Here is a 16,165-nt window from a genome sequence, read left to right on the forward strand (position 1 = left end):
ATGGCCGACGATCCCTTTGTCATCGGGGGTACGTCCTTCTCGTCCCGTCTGATCATGGGCACGGGCGGCGCGCCCAGCCTGGACGTGCTGGAGCGGGCGCTGCTGGCGTCCGGGACCGAGCTGACGACGGTCGCGATGCGGCGGGTGAACGCGTCGGTGCACGGCTCGGTGCTGTCGGTGCTGGAGAAGCTCGGAATCCGGGTGCTGCCGAACACCGCGGGGTGCTTCACGGCGGGAGAGGCCGTGCTGACGGCCCGCCTCGCGCGCGAGGCGCTCGGTACGGATCTGATCAAGCTCGAGGTCATCGCCGACGAGCGGACGCTGCTGCCGGACCCGATCGAGCTCCTGGACGCGGCCGAGACGCTGGTGGACGACGGGTTCACCGTGCTTCCGTACACCAATGACGACCCCGTGCTGGCGCGGAAGCTGGAGGACGTCGGCTGTGCGGCGATCATGCCGCTGGGGTCGCCGATCGGCTCGGGGCTCGGCATCCGCAATCCGCACAACTTCCAGCTGATCACGGAGCACGCGCGCGTGCCGGTGATCCTGGACGCGGGAGCCGGTACGGCGTCGGACGCGGCGCTCGCGATGGAGCTGGGGTGCGCGGGTGTGATGCTCGCCTCGGCGGTGACGCGGGCCCAGGAACCGGTGCTGATGGCCGACGCGATGCGGCATGCGGTGGAGGCCGGGAGGCTGGCGCACCGGGCGGGGAGGATTCCGATGCGGCACTTCGCGGAGGCGTCGTCGCCGGTCGGGGGCATGGCGCGGCTGGACCCGGAGCGCCCCGCATTCTGAACGCACGTTCGATGGAAAGCCTTCGGCCATGAGGCGTCCGTCACAGGTCAGCTTCAGTCCCGCCCCGATCCTGGCCGAAATGGGAGGCGTGTCAATGTCGGCTCGTACACTCACCTGCGTGGATACGACCCTTCAGGACCCTCTGGTCGGGCAGGTGCTCGACGGCCGGTATCGCGTGGACGCGAGGATCGCGGTCGGCGGGATGGCCACGGTCTACCGGGCCGTGGACACCCGCCTCGACCGCGTGCTCGCGCTCAAGGTGATGCATCCCGCCCTCGCGGTCGACGGGGTGTTCGTCGACCGGTTCATCCGGGAGGCGAAGTCCGTGGCCCGGCTGGCGCACCCGAACGTGGTGCAGGTCTTCGACCAGGGCACCGACGGGTCGTACGTCTATCTCGCCATGGAGTACGTCGCGGGCTGCACCCTGCGCGACGTACTGCGCGAGCGCGGGGCGCTGCAGCCCCGGGCCGCCCTCGACATCCTGGAACCGGTGCTCGCCGCGCTCGGCGCCGCGCACCGCGCCGGGTTCGTGCACCGGGACATGAAGCCGGAGAACGTGCTCATAGGGGACGACGGCCGGGTCAAGGTCGCCGACTTCGGGCTCGTGCGGTCCGTCGACACCGTGACCAGCACCACCGGTGCCGTGCTCGGCACCGTCTCCTATCTCGCGCCCGAGCAGATAGAGCAGCCCGGCGCCGCCGACGCCCGCGTCGACGTGTACGCGTGCGGTGTCGTGCTCTACGAGATGCTCACGGGCGACAAGCCGCACGACGGGGACTCCCCCGCCGTGGTGCTCTACAAGCACCTGCACGAGGACGTCCCGCCGCCCTCGGCGATCGTGCCGGGCCTGGCGTACGAGCTCGACGAGCTGGTCGCCTCGGCCACCGCGCGCACCCCGGACATCCGCCCGTACGACGCCGTGGCGCTGCTCGCACAGGCCCGGGACACGCGCGCCGCGCTGAGCGCGGACCAGCTGGACGCGGTGCCGCCGCAGGCGCTCACGGCGGAGCACAGCAACGCCGACGACCGTACGAGCGTGATCCCGCGCGCGCTGAACATCCAGCGGCCGCTGCCGGTGAACGAGGACGAGCCGGAGCGCGAGGCCGTCTTCAACCGGACCAGCCGACTGGAGTCGCCGCCGCCCCCGCCGCCCCGGCGCCGGTCACGGACGTCGCGCGCTCCGCGCGGACCGCTCGTCATCGTCGCCGCCGTACTGCTGGTCCTCGGCCTCGGTGTCGGCATCTGGTACATCAACTCCGGCCAGTTCACCAAGGTCCCGCCGCTGCTGTCCAAGACCGAGGCACAGGCCCGGGACCGGCTGGAGGACTCCGGGCTCGAGGTCGGCAAGGTCGAGCGCGCGTTCAGCGACACCGTCAAGCGAGGCACCGTCATCAGCACGGACCCGGACACGGGCGCCCGCATCCGGCACAACGACTCCGTGAACCTGGTCATGTCGATGGGACCGGAGACGGTGAAGGTGCCCGACCTCCAGGGCTACAAGCTGGACAAGGCCCGGACCGTGCTCAAGGACGGCGGTCTCGAACCGGGCAGGGTGATCCGGGAGTTCAACGACGACGTCCCCAGGGGCTTCGTGATCTCCTCGGAGCCGGGCAACGGCACCAAGGTCCGCTCCGGCTCCGCGGTCGCACTCACCGTCAGTAAGGGCGCCCCGGTCGACATCCCGGACGTCACCGGTGAGAGCCTCGCCGACGCGAAGGCCGACTTGGCGGAGGCAGGCCTGAAGGTGAAGGTCGCGGCCGCGCGGGTCAACTCCGAGTTCGACGCGGGCCAGGTCGCCCAGCAGTCGCCGGCGGAGGGCAGGCAGGCCGCCGAGGGCGACACGGTGACGCTGACGCTGTCCAAGGGCCCCGAGATGATCGAGGTCCCGGACGTGGTCGGCGACAGCGTCGACGACGCCACGACCGCGCTGGAGTCCGCCGGCTTCCAGGTCGACGAGGACCGCGGCCTGCTCGGCCTGTTCGGCGACACCGTCAAGAAGCAGTCCGTGGAGGGCGGGGAGACGGCACCGAAGGGATCGACGATCACGATCACCATCCGGTGACGGGGCGCTCCAGCGGGCGGTCGGTAGCAGGCATCGCAGTTGGCCGGCCGCGGGCATGACACCCTGAACGGGTGAAGATCCAGCAGTCCGCCACCTCGGAACCCGCCCCCGCCGCCCCGTCCCGCAACCCCGTCGGCGGCCACGTCCCCGTGGCCGGGGGCCTCAGTTCCGTCGGGCTCACGTACGCCCATGACCTCAAGGCCGAGACGGTCCAGGTCTTCGTCGCCAACCCGCGCGGCTGGGCCACGCCGGCCGGGAATCCGCGGCAGGACGCGGAGTTCCGCGCGGTGTGCGAGGCCGAGGCGATCCCGGCGTATGTGCACGCGCCGTATCTGATCAACTTCGGTTCGCACACCGAGGCGACGGTCGAGAAGTCGGTGGAGTCCCTGCGGCACTCGCTGCGGCGCGGGCGGGAGATCGGGGCGCTGGGCGTGGTCGTGCACACGGGCAGCGCGACGGGCGGCCGGGAGCGCAGCGTCGCCCTGAAGCAGGTACGCGAGCACATGCTGCCGCTCCTCGACGAGCTGACCCACGACGACGACCCGTTCCTGCTGCTGGAGTCCACCGCCGGGCAGGGCTCCTCACTCTGCTCGCGGACCTGGGACTTCGGGCCGTACTTCGACGCGCTGGACGCCCATCCGAAGCTGGGCGTGTGCCTGGACACCTGCCACATCTTCGCCGCCGGCCATGACCTGACCGGCCCGTCCGGCATGCACCAGACGCTCGACCTGCTGGTGGACACCGTCGGCGAAGGCCGCCTGAAGCTGATCCACGCCAACGACTCCAAGGACGTCGTCGGCGCCCACAAGGACCGGCACGAGAACATCGGCGCAGGTCACATCGGCGAGGACCCGTTCCGGGCGCTGATGACGCACCCGGCCACCGAGGGCGTACCGCTGATCATCGAGACACCGGGCGGCAAGGAAGGGCACGCGGCGGACGTGGAGCGGCTGAAGAAGCTTCGGGACGCCTGACCCCGACAGGCCACTCAGGGGGTTGGGAATACCCCTGGGGGGTATACGGTTCTTGCTCGGTGCAGGAACCGTAACCTGGCATTGGGGGCACTCATGCAGCACGAAGCGCACGCGGCACACGCGCACCACCCCGAGGTGGCCGCGACCAGCAGCTGGGCGATGGCCGTCCGGGCCACCCTGCACTGCCTGACCGGCTGTGCCATCGGCGAGGTGCTGGGCATGGTGATCGGCACCGCGCTCGGCTGGGGCAACGTGCCGACCCTGGTGCTGGCGATCGTCCTGGCCTTCTTCTTCGGCTACGCGTTCACCCTGCGCGGGGTGCTGAAGGCGGGCGTCGACCTGCGTGCCGCGCTCAAGGTGGCGCTGGCCGCGGACACCCTGTCCATCGCCGTGATGGAGCTGGTCGACAACGGTGTGATCGTGCTGTGGCCGGGCGCCATGGACGCCGAGCTCGCCGACCCGCTGTTCTGGTGGGTGCTGGCGATCGCGCTGACCGTCGCCTTCGTCCTGACGACCCCGGTCAACAAATGGATGATCGGCCGCGGCCAGGGGCATGCGGTGGTGCACCAGTACCACCACTGAGGGCCCCGGCAGGGCCACCGAAAGTCACAGCTCCGGCCCGTCCCCGGGCTCCTCCTGGTACGAGTACCGCTGTTCCTTCCACGGGTCCCCGAGGTTGTGGTAGCCGCGCTCCTCCCAGAACCCGCGCCGGTCGGCGGTCATGTACTCCACGCCCCGGACCCACTTGGGCCCCTTCCAGGCGTACAGATGGGGGACGACCAGACGAAGGGGGAATCCGTGCTCCGCCGTGAGCAGTTCGCCGTCCTTGTGGGTCGCGAAGATCGCGCGATCGGAGGCGAAGTCGGCGAGGCGGAGGTTGGAGCTGAAGCCGTACTCGGCCCACACCATCACATGTGTGACGGCCGGTGCGGGTGGGGCGATCTCCAGGATCGTACGGGCCGGAATGCCGCCCCACTCCGCGCCGAGCATGCTGAACTTCGTGACGCAGTGCAGATCGGCGACGACGGTCTTGTACGGCAGAGCCGTGAACTCCTCATGGTTCCAGCAGTGCTTCTCGCCGTCGGCGGTGGCCCCGAACACCCTGAACTCCCAGCGTTCGGGCCGGAACTTGGGGACCGGGCCGTAGTGCGTGACCGGCCAGCCGCGCTGCACTCGCTGTCCCGGCGGAAGCTCGGCGTGTGCTGCTGCTCCACCTTCGCGCTCTGCCGGCTGACCCATGACTCCATCCTGACAGACCAGGGGCAGTGCACCTGACCACACCCCTCAACAATCCACCGCAAACTGGACTAAGCATGCACTTACTTACTAAGTGAAGACTTACTGGACGATCTTCTTCAGCGGTGGAATCATGCGGCGCAACCCGCCAGTTACCACGCGTGGAAGGAGCCTCTGCGATGCAGGGCGACCCCGAGGTCCTCGAATTCCTCAACGAGCAGCTGACCGGCGAGCTCACGGCGATCAACCAGTACTGGCTGCACTACCGGATCCAGGACAACAAAGGCTGGACCAAGCTCGCCAAGTACACGCGTGAAGAGTCCATCGATGAGATGAAGCACGCGGACAAGCTCACCGAGCGCATCCTCATGCTGGACGGCCTGCCCAACTACCAGCGGCTGTTCCACGTGCGGGTCGGCCAGACGGTCACCGAGATGTTCCAGGCCGACCGCCAGGTCGAGGTCGAGGCGATCGACCGCCTCAAGCGCGGCATCGAGGTGATGCGCACCAAGGGCGACATCACGTCCGCGAACATCTTCGAGTCGATCCTCGAGGACGAGGAGCACCACATCGACTACCTGGACACCCAGCTGGAGCTCATCGAGAAGCTCGGCGAGGCGCTGTACCTCGCGCAGCAGATCGAGCAGCCGAGCTAGGCCGCGTCCTCAAGGTCGGAGAGCAGGGGCTCCCCCCGGTCGGCGAGCTCCCGGCGCGGGCAGGCACCCCTGCCCAGGAGCGCCTGAATACGGCGCACACATGACCCGCAGTCCGTGCCGGCCTTGCAGGCCGAAGCTATCTGGCGGGGGGTGCAGGCGCCGCCCTCCGCGTGCTTCTTGACCTGCTGCTCGGTAATGCCGAAGCAACTGCAGACGTACACGCGGTTCACCTCCCGGCGGGATCGATGTGCCATCCCCTTGATCGGTGAGGCTAACCTAACCTTACCCGTCACACCGGAGCCGTAAAAGTGGGGTGGGGCGCGGATCGTATGTGATCCGCGCCCCACCCCTTTGCATGTAACAACCGAACCGGCTACTGGTCCCTGTACATCTCCGCGACGAGGAAGGCCAGGTCAAGCGACTGGCTGCGGTTGAGCCGCGGGTCGCAGGCCGTCTCGTAGCGCTGGTGCAGGTCGTCGACGAAGATCTCGTCGCCGCCGCCCACGCACTCGGTGACGTCGTCGCCGGTGAGCTCCACGTGGATGCCGCCCGGGTGGGTGCCGAGGGCCTTGTGGACCTCGAAGAAGCCCTTGACCTCGTCGAGCACGTCGTCGAAGCGGCGGGTCTTGTGACCGGAGGCCGCCTCGAAGGTGTTGCCGTGCATCGGGTCGGTCACCCAGGCCACGGTGGCGCCCGAGGCGGTGACCTTCTCGACCAGCTCGGGGAGCTTGTCGCGGACCTTGTCGGCGCCCATCCGGACGATGAAGGTCAGCCGGCCCGGCTCACGCTCGGGGTCCAGGCGCTCGATGTACTGCAGCGCCTCCTCGGCCGTCGTGGTCGGGCCGAGCTTGATGCCGATCGGGTTGCGGATCTTGGAGGCGAACTCGATGTGCGCGTGGTCCAGCTGCCGGGTGCGCTCACCGATCCACACCATGTGCCCGGAGACGTCGTACAGCTGCCCGGTGCGCGAGTCGACGCGGGTGAGCGCGGACTCGTAGTCGAGCAGCAGCGCCTCGTGCGAGGAGTAGAACTCGACCGTCTTGAACTCCTCCGGGTCGGCCCCGCAGGCGTGCATGAAGTTCAGTGCCTGGTCGATCTCGCGGGCGAGCTGCTCGTAGCGCTGACCGGACGGGGACGACTTCACGAAGTCCTGGTTCCAGGCGTGCACCTGGCGCAGGTCGGCGTAACCGCCGGTGGTGAAGGCGCGCACCAGGTTGAGCGTGGAGGCGGACGCGTTGTACATCCTTTTCAGACGCTCGGGGTCCGGGACGCGGGCGGCCTCGTTGAAGTCGAAGCCGTTGACCGAGTCGCCGCGGTAGGTCGGCAGGGTCACGCCGTCGCGGGTCTCGGTGCCCTTGGAGCGCGGCTTGGAGTACTGGCCGGCGATGCGGCCGACCTTCACCACGGGGACGGACGCGGCGTACGTCAGCACGGCGCCCATCTGGAGCAGGGTCTTGAGCTTGTTGCGGATCTGGTCGGCGGACACCGCGTCGAAGGCCTCGGCGCAGTCGCCACCCTGGAGGAGGAACGCCTCTCCCTTGGCGACGGCCGCCATCCGGGCGCGCAGCTGATCGCACTCGCCCGCAAAAACGAGCGGCGGATACGACTCCAGCTCCGCAACGACTGCGCGCAGAGCCTCGGTGTCGGGGTACTCGGGCTGCTGCGCCGCGGGCAGGTTTCGCCAGGTGTTGCCAGCACTCGTGCTGGTCTTAGCGTTCACGGTCACGACCTCAACATTACGGGGTCGTGTCGGGCGTCCTGCCCCATGCCCAGCAATTGAGACACGAGGTACACGACTCGGACATGGGGTAGGGTGCCTGCCATGTTCGCGCACTCGACCCAGAACTGGTGGTGGACCGCTCATCCGGCGGCCCGCTGACTGCGCGTACGACAGACTTCGCGAAGGCCGCCCGAGGGGCGGCCTTCGGCGTTTTCCGGGTCGTTCCTCTCCACCGAATCCACAGATCCACGGAGAAGGAGCACGGACCCATGAACCTGCTCGGCTTGCCGGACGACCCCCGTCCGTTCGCCCTGCTGCGCCGCCGCACCCCGGGCCACGATCACGAGACCGTCGAGGTCATGATCGGCCCGGTCAGCACCTACGAAAGACTGGCCGACCTCCCCGCCGAGGGCCTGGCGCTGGTCCCCTTCCGGCAGATCCGCGAGCGCGGCTTCGACGTCCGTGACGACGGCACCCCGCTGACGGTGCTGATCCCCGAGGAGACGTACGAGATCCCGCTCGCCGACGCCCTGGCGCAGTTCCCCGCGCACGACGTGCGGGTCGAGGGCGGCGGCTTCGACGTGGGCGACGAGGAGTACGGCGAGATCGTCGGGCGGGTGCTGCGCGAGGAGATCGGGCAGGGCGAGGGCGCGAACTTCGTGATCCGGCGGACGTACGAGGGAGAGATCCCCGGCTTCGGACGCGCCGACGCGCTCGCGCTGTTCCGGCGGCTGCTGGAGGGCGAGCGGGGCGCGTACTGGACGTTCGTCGTGCACACCGGGCGGGAGACGGGCGGGCGCACGCTGGTCGGGGCCAGCCCCGAGGTGCACGTGCGGATGTCCGGCGGGACCGTGCTCATGAACCCGATCAGCGGGACGTACCGCTATCCCGCCGAGGGGCCGACACCCGGGCATCTGCTGGACTTCCTCGCCGACGGCAAGGAGATCGAGGAGCTGTCGATGGTCGTCGACGAGGAGCTCAAGATGATGTGCACGGTCGGCGACATGGGCGGTGTGGTCGTCGGGCCCCGGCTGAAGGAGATGGCGCACCTCGCGCACACCGAGTACGAGCTGCGCGGGAAGTCCTCGCTGGATGTGCGGGAGGTCCTCAAGGAGACCATGTTCGCGGCCACCGTCACCGGCTCGCCCGTGCAGAACGCCTGCCGGGTCATCGAGCGGCACGAGGTCGGCGGGCGCGCGTACTACGCCGGTGCGCTGGCCCTCCTCGGCCAGGACTCCGGCGGCGCCCAGACCCTCGACTCCCCCATCCTGATCCGCACCGCCGACATCGACGCGGCCGGACGGCTGCGGGTACCGGTCGGCGCCACGCTCGTGCGGGGGTCGGACCCGGCGAGCGAGGTCGCGGAGACCCACGCGAAGGCGGCGGGTGTGCTGGCGGCTCTGGGCGTACGGCCGGGCAGGCCGCGCAAGGAGTCCGTGCAGCCCCGCCTCGCCGACGACCCGCGCGTACGTGCCGCGCTCGACGGGCGCCGGGCGTCGCTCGCGCCCTTCTGGCTGCGGATGCAGGAGCCGTCCGCCGAGCTGAGCGGACATGCCCTGGTCGTCGACGGGGAGGACACCTTCACGGCGATGCTCGCGCACGTGCTGCGGTCGAGCGGCCTGGAGGTGAGCGTGCGGCGTTACGACGAGCCCGGTCTGCGCGAGGCGGTGCTCGCGCACGAGGGACCGGTCGTGCTCGGCCCCGGCCCGGGGGACCCCTCGGATCTCGCCGACCCCAAGATGCGGTTCCTGCGGGAGCTGACCGCCGGGGTCATCCGCGGGCACCGGCACGGCGTGCTCGGCGTCTGCCTCGGGCACGAGCTGATCGCGGCCGAGCTGGGGCTGGAGATCGTACGCAAGGAAGTGCCGTACCAGGGCGCGCAGACGACGATCGAGCTGTTCGGGCGGCCGGAGACGGTCGGTTTCTACAACAGCTTCGTGGCGCGCTGCGACGACGAGGCCCTCCAGGAGCTCGCGGCGCACGGCGTCGAGGTCAGCCGGGCCGGCAACGGGGAGGTGCATGCGGTGCGCGGGCCAGGCTTCGCCGGCGTGCAGTTCCACCCGGAGTCGGTCCTGACGCTGAACGGCGCCGCCGTCGTCCGGGAGCTGGTGGGTCAGCTGCGCGGGACCAGCACGTTCTCGGAGCGGCGGCCCGCCGTGTAGTCGAGGACGTTCTTCAGGGTGGTATCGACGATCTGGCCGACGGCGTCCTGGGTGTAGTACGCCTGGTGGGAGGTGACCAGGACGTTCGGGAAGGTGACGAGGCGGGCCAGGGTGTCGTCCTCGATCGCCTGGAGGGACTTGTCGAGGAAGAACAGCCCGGCCTCCGCCTCGTACACATCGAGGCCGACGCCCGTGAAGCGGCCCTCGCGCAGTTCGGCGACGAGGGCCGCGGTGTCGATGAGGCCGCCGCGGCTGGAGTTGACCAGGATCGCGTCGTCCTTCATCGCCTTCAGCGCGTCCGCGTCGATCAGGTGCCGGGTCTCCGGCATCAGCGGGACGTGCAGGCTGACCAGGTCGGACTCGGCGAGGAGCTGGTCCTTGGAGACGTAGCGCATGCCGAGCTGCATGCAGGTGGGGTTCTCGGCGACGTCCCAGCCGAGGAGCTTCATGCCGAAGCCGTGGGCGATCCGCGTGAACGCCTCGCCGATCTTTCCGGTGCCGAGGACGCCGGCGGTGCGGCCGTGCATGTCGCGGCCCATCAGGCCGTCGAGGCGGAAGTCGAAGTCACGCGTGCGCGTGGAGGCACGGACGATACGGCGGTTGACCGCCATGGCGAGGGTCCAGGCGAATTCGGCCACGGCGTGGGGCGAGTAGTACGAGACCCGAGCGACCGTCATGCCGAGACGCTCGGCGACCTTGAGGTCGATGTTGTTGAAGCCGGTGGAGCGCTGGGCGACCATCCGGGTCCCGCCGGCCGCGAGGGTCCCCAGGACGCGGTCGCCGAGGTCGCAGTTGACGCTGGTGCAGACGACCTCGTGGCCGGTGGCGATGGGGGCGGTGTCCCCGTTGAGGAAGACGTCCAGGCAGCGGACCTCGTGGTGGCCCCGGAAGGCCTGCTCGAGCAGGGGCTTCTCGTCGGCCTGCACACCGAAGGCCATGATCTCCAAGACGGCTCCCTTCGTGGGGCTATGGGCCGAATATACGACCCACAACCCCACGACGCCGGGCGGAAACCAGCCGCCGGTACGCCGCCGCCGGAACGCGGGCGGCGAGGGCCGGTCAGCCGAAGAAGACGCCGACCTCTTCGTACAGCTTCGGCTCCACCGTCTTCAGCTTGGCCGTGGCGTCCGCGATCGGGACACGGACGATGTCGGTGCCGCGCAGGGCGACCATTTTGCCGAAGTCGCCGTCGCGGACCGCCTCGATGGCGTGCAGCCCGAACCGGGTGGCGAGCCAGCGGTCGAAGGCGCTGGGGGTGCCGCCGCGCTGGATGTGCCCGAGGACCGTCGTACGGGCCTCCTTGCCCGTCCGCCGCTCGATCTCCTTGGCGAGCCACTCGCCGACGCCGGACAGCCGGACGTGTCCGAAGGAGTCCAGCGACTGGTCCTTCAGCACCATGTCGCCGTCCTTCGGCATGGCGCCCTCGGCGACGACCACGATCGGGGCGTACGACGCCTTGAAGCGCGAGGTGATCCAGGCGCAGACCTTGTCGACGTCGAAGCGCTGCTCGGGGATGAGGATGACGTTGGCCCCGCCGGCCAGCCCGGAGTGGATGGCGATCCAGCCGGCGTGACGGCCCATCACCTCGCAGACGAGGACACGCATGTGGGACTCGGCGGTGGTGTGCAGCCGGTCGATCGCCTCGGTCGCGATGCCGACCGCGGTGTCGAAGCCGAAGGTGTAGTCGGTGGCGGACAGGTCGTTGTCGATCGTCTTCGGCACGCCGACGCAGGGCACGCCGTACTCGTCGGACAGTTGGGTGGCGACGCCCAGGGTGTCCTCGCCGCCGATGACGATGAGCGCCTCGACCTCCTGCTTGGCGAGGTTCTCCTTGATACGGCGGATGCCGTCCTCCTGCTTCAGCGGGTTGGTGCGCGAGGAGCCGAGGATGGTGCCGCCGCGGGGCAGGATGCCGCGCACGGCGGGGATGTCGAGACGGATGGTGTCGTTCTCGAGCGGACCTCGCCAGCCGTCCCGGAAGCCGACGAAGTCGTAGCCGTACTCCTGTACGCCCTTGCGGACGACGGCCCGGATGACGGCGTTGAGACCGGGGCAGTCGCCGCCTCCGGTCAGTACTCCGACCCGCATGGAAATATCCCTTCGCCGCGGTTGCCTGATGAGGCCACGCTAATGGTGATACAGGTCACACAGGGATGGGCGGGAAGGGCAATTCCGGTGAAGTGTCAGACGGTTGGTTTACGCACCGGGTCGTTCATCGGGTCAGCGGATCGCCGGATCACTCGTCGTCGAGGCCGCGCTCGATCGCGTATCGGACCAGCTCCACCCGGTTGTGCAACTGGAGCTTGCCGAGGGTGTTCTGGACGTGGTTCTGGACCGTGCGGTGGGAGATGACCAGGCGTTCGGCGATCTGCTTGTAGCTCAGACCCTTGGCCACGAGCCGCAGCACCTCCGTCTCGCGCTCGGTGAGCTGCGGGGCCCCCGGCTGGTCGGCGTCGGACGCGACCGGCGCGGGCTCGGACGCGAGGCGCCGGTACTCGCCGAGGACCAGCCCTGCCAGGCCCGGTGTGAACACCGGGTCGCCGACGGCGGTTCGGCGCACCGCGTCCAGCAACTCCTCCGTGGACGCGGACTTCAGCAGGTACCCGGTCGCGCCGGACTTCACGGCCTCCAGGACGTCGGCGTGCTCGCCGCTCGCGGACAGGACGAGGACGCGCAGCGCCGGGTTGTGGCCGACGAGTTCCTTGCAGACCTGGACGCCGGGCTTGGCGGGCAGGTTGAGGTCGAGCACCAGGACGTCGGGGGCGGCTGCCTTCGCGCGGCGTACGGCCTGGTCGCCGTCGCCTGCGGTGGCGACCACGTCGAAGCCGGACTCGGCCAGGTCCCGGGCCACCGCGTCGCGCCACATGGGGTGGTCGTCGACCACCATGACCCTGATCGTGCCCCGCTGTGCGTCCGGTCCGCTCGCGGTGTCCGTCATCGCTGCCCCGCCTTCCCCCGTGAAGCGCTGCTGTCCTTCGGTACTTTCAGTTCCACTTCGGTGCCCTGCCCCGGCACCGAGATCAGCTCGGCGGTGCCGCCGAGGTCCCGCAGCCGGCCCCGGATCGACAGGGCGACGCCGAGCCGCCCCTCACCCTCGGCCTGAACCAGCCGGCCCTCGGGGATGCCGGGTCCGTCGTCCCGGACGGTGACGATCACCTCGCCGGGCTCGTCCTCGACGAGGATCCACGCACGCGCGTCCTCCCCCGCGTGCCGGCGGACATTGTCCAGGGCGGCCCCGACGGCCGCGGTCAACTCCCGTGCCGCGGCGGGGGTCAGGGACACGGGCGCGCCCGGCTCGGCGAGGCTGACCCTGGCGCCGGCGAACGGGGCGAGCAGCACACGCAGATCGACCTGGCCGGTGGGACCGGTGGAGTCGTCCGGCTCCTCGACCGCCCGTACGACCGCGCCCTCGGCGGCGTCCTCCGACGCCCGCGACACGGGCACCAGGCCGCCCGAGACCAGGGTGCGCAGCGCGACCTCCTGCTCGCCCGCCATCCGGCCCAGCTCGGCCGCCTCGCCGCCGATGACGGCGCCGCGCCGCTGCACCATCGCCAGCACCTGAAGCACGCTGTCGTGGATGTCCCGGGCGAGCCGCTCCCGCTCCCGCGTCGCCGCCTCGATCTCCAGGGCCCGGGCGAGGGTGCGCTCGGAGGCCCGGGCGACCTCGACGACGTAGCCGATGGCGATGGACGCGATCCAGACGAGCAGCACCATGTGGACGGTGTCGCGGGTCGGTACGCCGGAGCGGTGGACCAGATTGGCGGCGGCGACCAGCGTGGAGGCGAAGGCGGCCCAGCGCCAGCCGCCCTTGATGGCGAACGCCAGCACGGCGCCCGCCGTCCATATCGACGGCAGGGTCGGGGCCCCGGCGTCGATCCGCTCGGGTGACTCGGCGAGCCGCGTGAGCAGGATGCCGGCCAGGGCGATGGTGAGGTCCACCGCGAGGAAACGCCTGGTGCAGCTCGCGGCGTTCGCGACGCGGGGCAAAGTGGCCAGCGTCCAGACGGTCAGTACGGCGAAGTAGCCGACGGCCACCCAGGGGCGTGCGACCTCGTCGTACGCGCTGACGAAGAGCCCGATCGCGTACACCAGGGTCAGCACCCGGTATCCGGTGAGCGCGCGCCACAGCGGCTGCTCGACCGACATCCTCATGACCCGCTCGCGCTTGGCCATGCCCCCCACCCCTCGGCTCAGTGTGCGGCCGACTCTATTCGGACAGTTCCTTCTTCTTCCGCGCCTGTTCCTTCTCGGCCTTCGCCGCCTCCGCGATCTGCCGCTTGGCGGCGGTCGCGTACATGTCGACGTACTCCTGGCCGGAGAGCTTCATGATCTCGTACATGACCTCGTCGGTCAGCGCGCGGAGCACGAAGCGGTCGTGCTCCATGCCCTGGTACCGGCCGAAGTCCAGCGGCCTGCCGATCCGGATGCCGGGCCGCATGAGCTTGGGCATGACCTTGCCGGGCGGCTGGATCTTCTCCGTGTCGATCATGGCGACCGGAATGACCGGGGCTCCGCTGGCGAGCGCCACGCGCGCGAGGCCGCCCGGCTTGCCCCGGTAGAGCCGGCCGTCGGGCGAGCGCGTGCCCTCGGGATAGATACCGAACAGCTCACCGCGCTCAAGGACGTCCGTGCCGCTCTTGATGGCCGCCTCGCCCGCCCCGCGCCCCCCGGAGCGGTCCACGGGCAGCTGGCCGACGCCCTTGAAGAACGCGGCCGTCAGCCTGCCCTTGACGCCCGGGGTGGTGAAGTACTCGGCCTTCGCGATGAAGGTCACCTTGCGGTCGAGGACCGCGGGCAGGAAGAACGAGTCCGAGAAGGACAGGTGATTGCTCGCGAGGATCGCGGGGCCCTCGGCGGGAATGTTCTCCAGGCCTTCCACCCAGGGCCTGAAGGCGACCTTCAGCGGTCCCCCGATGGTCACCTTCATCGCGCCGTACAACAACCGAGTGCCTCCTGTGTCTGTCGCTCAGACCTTAACCCGGAGCACTCCCAATGACTCCGACGACCCTGGTCGGTGTCAGTGCGGTCGCGTACGGTGAAGGACACCTGGATGTATCGACTTGCGGCTCCGCCGCGTGGGTCGTTGTGGTTCCTCTCGTCCATGTCGTCCTTCTCACGAACAGGAGACCGTAAGGTGCCGGTCCTTCCTGGAGCCGAGCCCTACCGCCGTGCGGGCGGGGAGGTCGGGGTCCTGCTCTGCCACGGCTTCACCGGCTCCCCCCAGTCGCTGCGCCCCTGGGCGGAGTATCTCGCCGAGCGCGGGCTCACCGTCTCACTGCCGCTGCTGCCGGGCCACGGCACCCGCTGGGAGGACATGCAGCTCACCGGCTGGCAGGACTGGTACGCCGAGGTGGACCGCGAGCTGCGCAGCCTGCGCGAGCACTGCACCCGGGTCTTCGTGGCCGGCCTGTCCATGGGCGGCGCCCTCGCCCTGCGGCTCGCCGCGAAGCACGGGGAGGACGTCGCCGGCGTGCTGGTCGTCAACCCGGCGAACAAGGTGCACGGACTGTTCGCGTACACCCTCCCGGTGTCCCGCCACTTCGTCCGTACGGCGCCGGGGATCGCCAGTGACATCGCCAAGGAGGGCGGCGTCGAGATCGGGTACGACCGGGTGCCGCTGCACGCGGCCCACTCGCTGCGCACCTTCTTCGGCCTGGTCGACGGCGAGCTGCCGCAGGTCACCCAGCCGCTGCTGCTGCTGCGCAGCGCCCAGGACCACACCGTGCCGCCCGCGGACTCGGCCCGGATCCTGAGCAGGGTGTCCTCGACGGACGTAACGGAGGTCGTGCTGGAACAGAGTTATCACGTGGCGACGTTGGACCATGACGCGAACCGGATCTTCGAGGAGAGCCTCGGCTTCATCAGCCGGCTCGCAACCGGCGTCGGCAAGGGAAGGACGACCGCACGTGGCTGAGCACGACTCCGACCGCGAAAGGCGCGAGGACCGCGACGATCGCGAGCCGGAAGAGCAGCACGTCCCGTTCGACGAGGACGCCGCCTGGGCCGCGATCGTCGCCGGGTACGGCGACGAGCCGCCGGACCCGCCCGGCTCGAAGCCCTTCAAGTCCGTGGAGGACCTGGCCCTGCTGGAGCCCGACACCAACGACGAGACCAGCGGCAGGGGGGACGAGCAGCCGCAGGCCGGGCACGGCGACAAGGGCGCGAAGGTCAAGCAGACCGACGAGCCCAAGGAGGACAAGCCGGCCGAGCCCGCCCAGCCCCTAGGCAGCTCGATCTCCTTCGCCCCTGGCGTCGGCCCACGCGACTACAGCGTGCCCGAGCCCGCCGAGGAGGACTTCGACGCCGACGACGAGGGCCACTTCGTCCCACCGGAGCCGCCGCCCCTGCCCGCCGCCGACCCGACCGCGAAGTTCGCCTGGCTCGCGGTGATCGGCGGGCCGGTCCTGCTGCTGCTCGCCGTCCTGCTGAACTGGGACATGACGTGGTGGCTGGCCACCCTGGGCATCGGCGGGTTCCTGGGCGGGTTCGCCACGCTGGTGATACGCATGAAGACGGACGACGAGGACGACGACGATCCGGGTCGGGGCGCGGTCGTCTGA

The 16,165-nt window shown here is 70.1% G+C and carries 17 protein-coding genes; 9 read left to right on the forward strand and 8 right to left on the reverse strand.

Translation table 11 applies throughout. The features are described from left to right. The 4 genes from ACZ7M7_RS02040 to ACZ7M7_RS02055 all read left to right on the forward strand — a co-directional run bounded on the left by ACZ7M7_RS02040 (position 1) and on the right by ACZ7M7_RS02055 (position 4,413). Positions 1-795: a thiazole synthase gene (locus ACZ7M7_RS02040; RefSeq protein WP_383596542.1), complete on the forward strand. Its 795-nt coding sequence runs from the start codon at positions 1-3 to the stop codon at positions 793-795. 118 nt (positions 796-913) lie between these two features. Then, positions 914-2,857 carry a Stk1 family PASTA domain-containing Ser/Thr kinase gene (gene pknB, locus ACZ7M7_RS02045; protein ID WP_472111867.1) on the forward strand — a complete coding sequence of 648 codons (1,944 nt, stop codon included), beginning with the start codon at positions 914-916 and terminating at the stop codon, positions 2,855-2,857. Between the two features lie 71 nt (positions 2,858-2,928). Then, complete coding sequence (locus tag ACZ7M7_RS02050; RefSeq protein WP_472111870.1) at positions 2,929-3,831, forward strand: deoxyribonuclease IV; 903 nt, start codon at positions 2,929-2,931, stop codon at positions 3,829-3,831. Between the two features lie 93 nt (positions 3,832-3,924). Then, positions 3,925-4,413, forward strand: coding sequence for a DUF4396 domain-containing protein (locus ACZ7M7_RS02055; RefSeq protein WP_383623901.1), 489 nt, complete (start codon positions 3,925-3,927; stop codon positions 4,411-4,413). 24 nt (positions 4,414-4,437) lie between these two features. Here ACZ7M7_RS02055 and ACZ7M7_RS02060 read toward each other — a convergent pair whose 3' ends face one another. After that, entirely contained in the window at positions 4,438-5,070 is a 633-nt protein-coding gene (locus ACZ7M7_RS02060; RefSeq protein WP_383596530.1) for a sulfite oxidase-like oxidoreductase, read from the reverse strand. Between the two features lie 176 nt (positions 5,071-5,246). Between ACZ7M7_RS02060 and bfr the strand changes: the two genes are divergently transcribed. Then, positions 5,247-5,723: a bacterioferritin gene (bfr, locus tag ACZ7M7_RS02065; protein WP_328882207.1), complete on the forward strand. Its 477-nt coding sequence runs from the start codon at positions 5,247-5,249 to the stop codon at positions 5,721-5,723. On the opposite strand, the gene ACZ7M7_RS02070 is transcribed toward bfr, so the two are convergent. After that, positions 5,720-5,977 (reverse strand): (2Fe-2S)-binding protein, encoded by a 258-nt coding sequence (locus ACZ7M7_RS02070; protein ID WP_470948312.1) that lies wholly within the window; start codon positions 5,975-5,977, stop codon positions 5,720-5,722. The genes bfr and ACZ7M7_RS02070 overlap by 4 nt on opposite strands. Positions 5,978-6,096: 119 nt before the next feature. Then, entirely contained in the window at positions 6,097-7,449 is a 1,353-nt protein-coding gene (locus ACZ7M7_RS02075; protein WP_383596527.1) for a class II 3-deoxy-7-phosphoheptulonate synthase, read from the reverse strand. Positions 7,450-7,545: 96 nt separating this feature from the next. Here ACZ7M7_RS02075 and ACZ7M7_RS02080 point away from each other — a divergent pair, with 96 nt between their 5' ends. Both ACZ7M7_RS02080 and ACZ7M7_RS02085 read left to right on the forward strand, forming a co-directional pair. After that, positions 7,546-7,602, forward strand: coding sequence for a trp operon leader peptide (locus ACZ7M7_RS02080; protein WP_078516689.1), 57 nt, complete (start codon positions 7,546-7,548; stop codon positions 7,600-7,602). Between the two features lie 110 nt (positions 7,603-7,712). Beyond that, positions 7,713-9,605, forward strand: coding sequence for an anthranilate synthase family protein (locus ACZ7M7_RS02085; protein WP_472111876.1), 1,893 nt, complete (start codon positions 7,713-7,715; stop codon positions 9,603-9,605). Here ACZ7M7_RS02085 and ACZ7M7_RS02090 read toward each other — a convergent pair. The 5 genes from ACZ7M7_RS02090 to ACZ7M7_RS02110 form a co-directional block, all read right to left on the reverse strand. Continuing rightward, positions 9,557-10,552 (reverse strand): 2-hydroxyacid dehydrogenase, encoded by a 996-nt coding sequence (locus tag ACZ7M7_RS02090; RefSeq protein ID WP_472111879.1) that lies wholly within the window; start codon positions 10,550-10,552, stop codon positions 9,557-9,559. The two genes, ACZ7M7_RS02085 and ACZ7M7_RS02090, sit on opposite strands and share 49 nt — an antisense overlap. Before the next feature lie 112 nt (positions 10,553-10,664). Further along, complete coding sequence (locus tag ACZ7M7_RS02095; RefSeq protein ID WP_383596517.1) at positions 10,665-11,693, reverse strand: 6-phosphofructokinase; 1,029 nt, start codon at positions 11,691-11,693, stop codon at positions 10,665-10,667. Positions 11,694-11,841: 148 nt separating this feature from the next. Next, positions 11,842-12,543 (reverse strand): response regulator, encoded by a 702-nt coding sequence (locus ACZ7M7_RS02100; protein ID WP_383596514.1) that lies wholly within the window; start codon positions 12,541-12,543, stop codon positions 11,842-11,844. Beyond that, complete coding sequence (macS, locus tag ACZ7M7_RS02105) at positions 12,540-13,778, reverse strand: MacS family sensor histidine kinase (RefSeq protein ID WP_472111882.1); 1,239 nt, start codon at positions 13,776-13,778, stop codon at positions 12,540-12,542. Before macS ends, ACZ7M7_RS02100 begins: the two co-directional genes overlap by 4 nt. A 34-nt stretch (positions 13,779-13,812) precedes the next feature. After that, positions 13,813-14,532, reverse strand: a complete 720-nt coding sequence (locus tag ACZ7M7_RS02110) for a lysophospholipid acyltransferase family protein (RefSeq protein ID WP_362378159.1) — start codon at positions 14,530-14,532, stop codon at positions 13,813-13,815. Between the two features lie 207 nt (positions 14,533-14,739). On the opposite strand from ACZ7M7_RS02110, the gene ACZ7M7_RS02115 reads away from it, so the two are divergent. Beyond that, the gene (locus ACZ7M7_RS02115; RefSeq protein WP_383596507.1) at positions 14,740-15,519 is read left to right on the forward strand and encodes an alpha/beta hydrolase; all 780 of its coding nucleotides are present in this window, start codon (positions 14,740-14,742) and stop codon (positions 15,517-15,519) included. Then, entirely contained in the window at positions 15,512-16,165 is a 654-nt protein-coding gene (locus tag ACZ7M7_RS02120; protein WP_472111885.1) for a hypothetical protein, read from the forward strand. Before ACZ7M7_RS02115 ends, ACZ7M7_RS02120 begins: the two co-directional genes overlap by 8 nt.

The organism is Streptomyces sp. NPDC111606 (genome assembly GCF_055656945.1).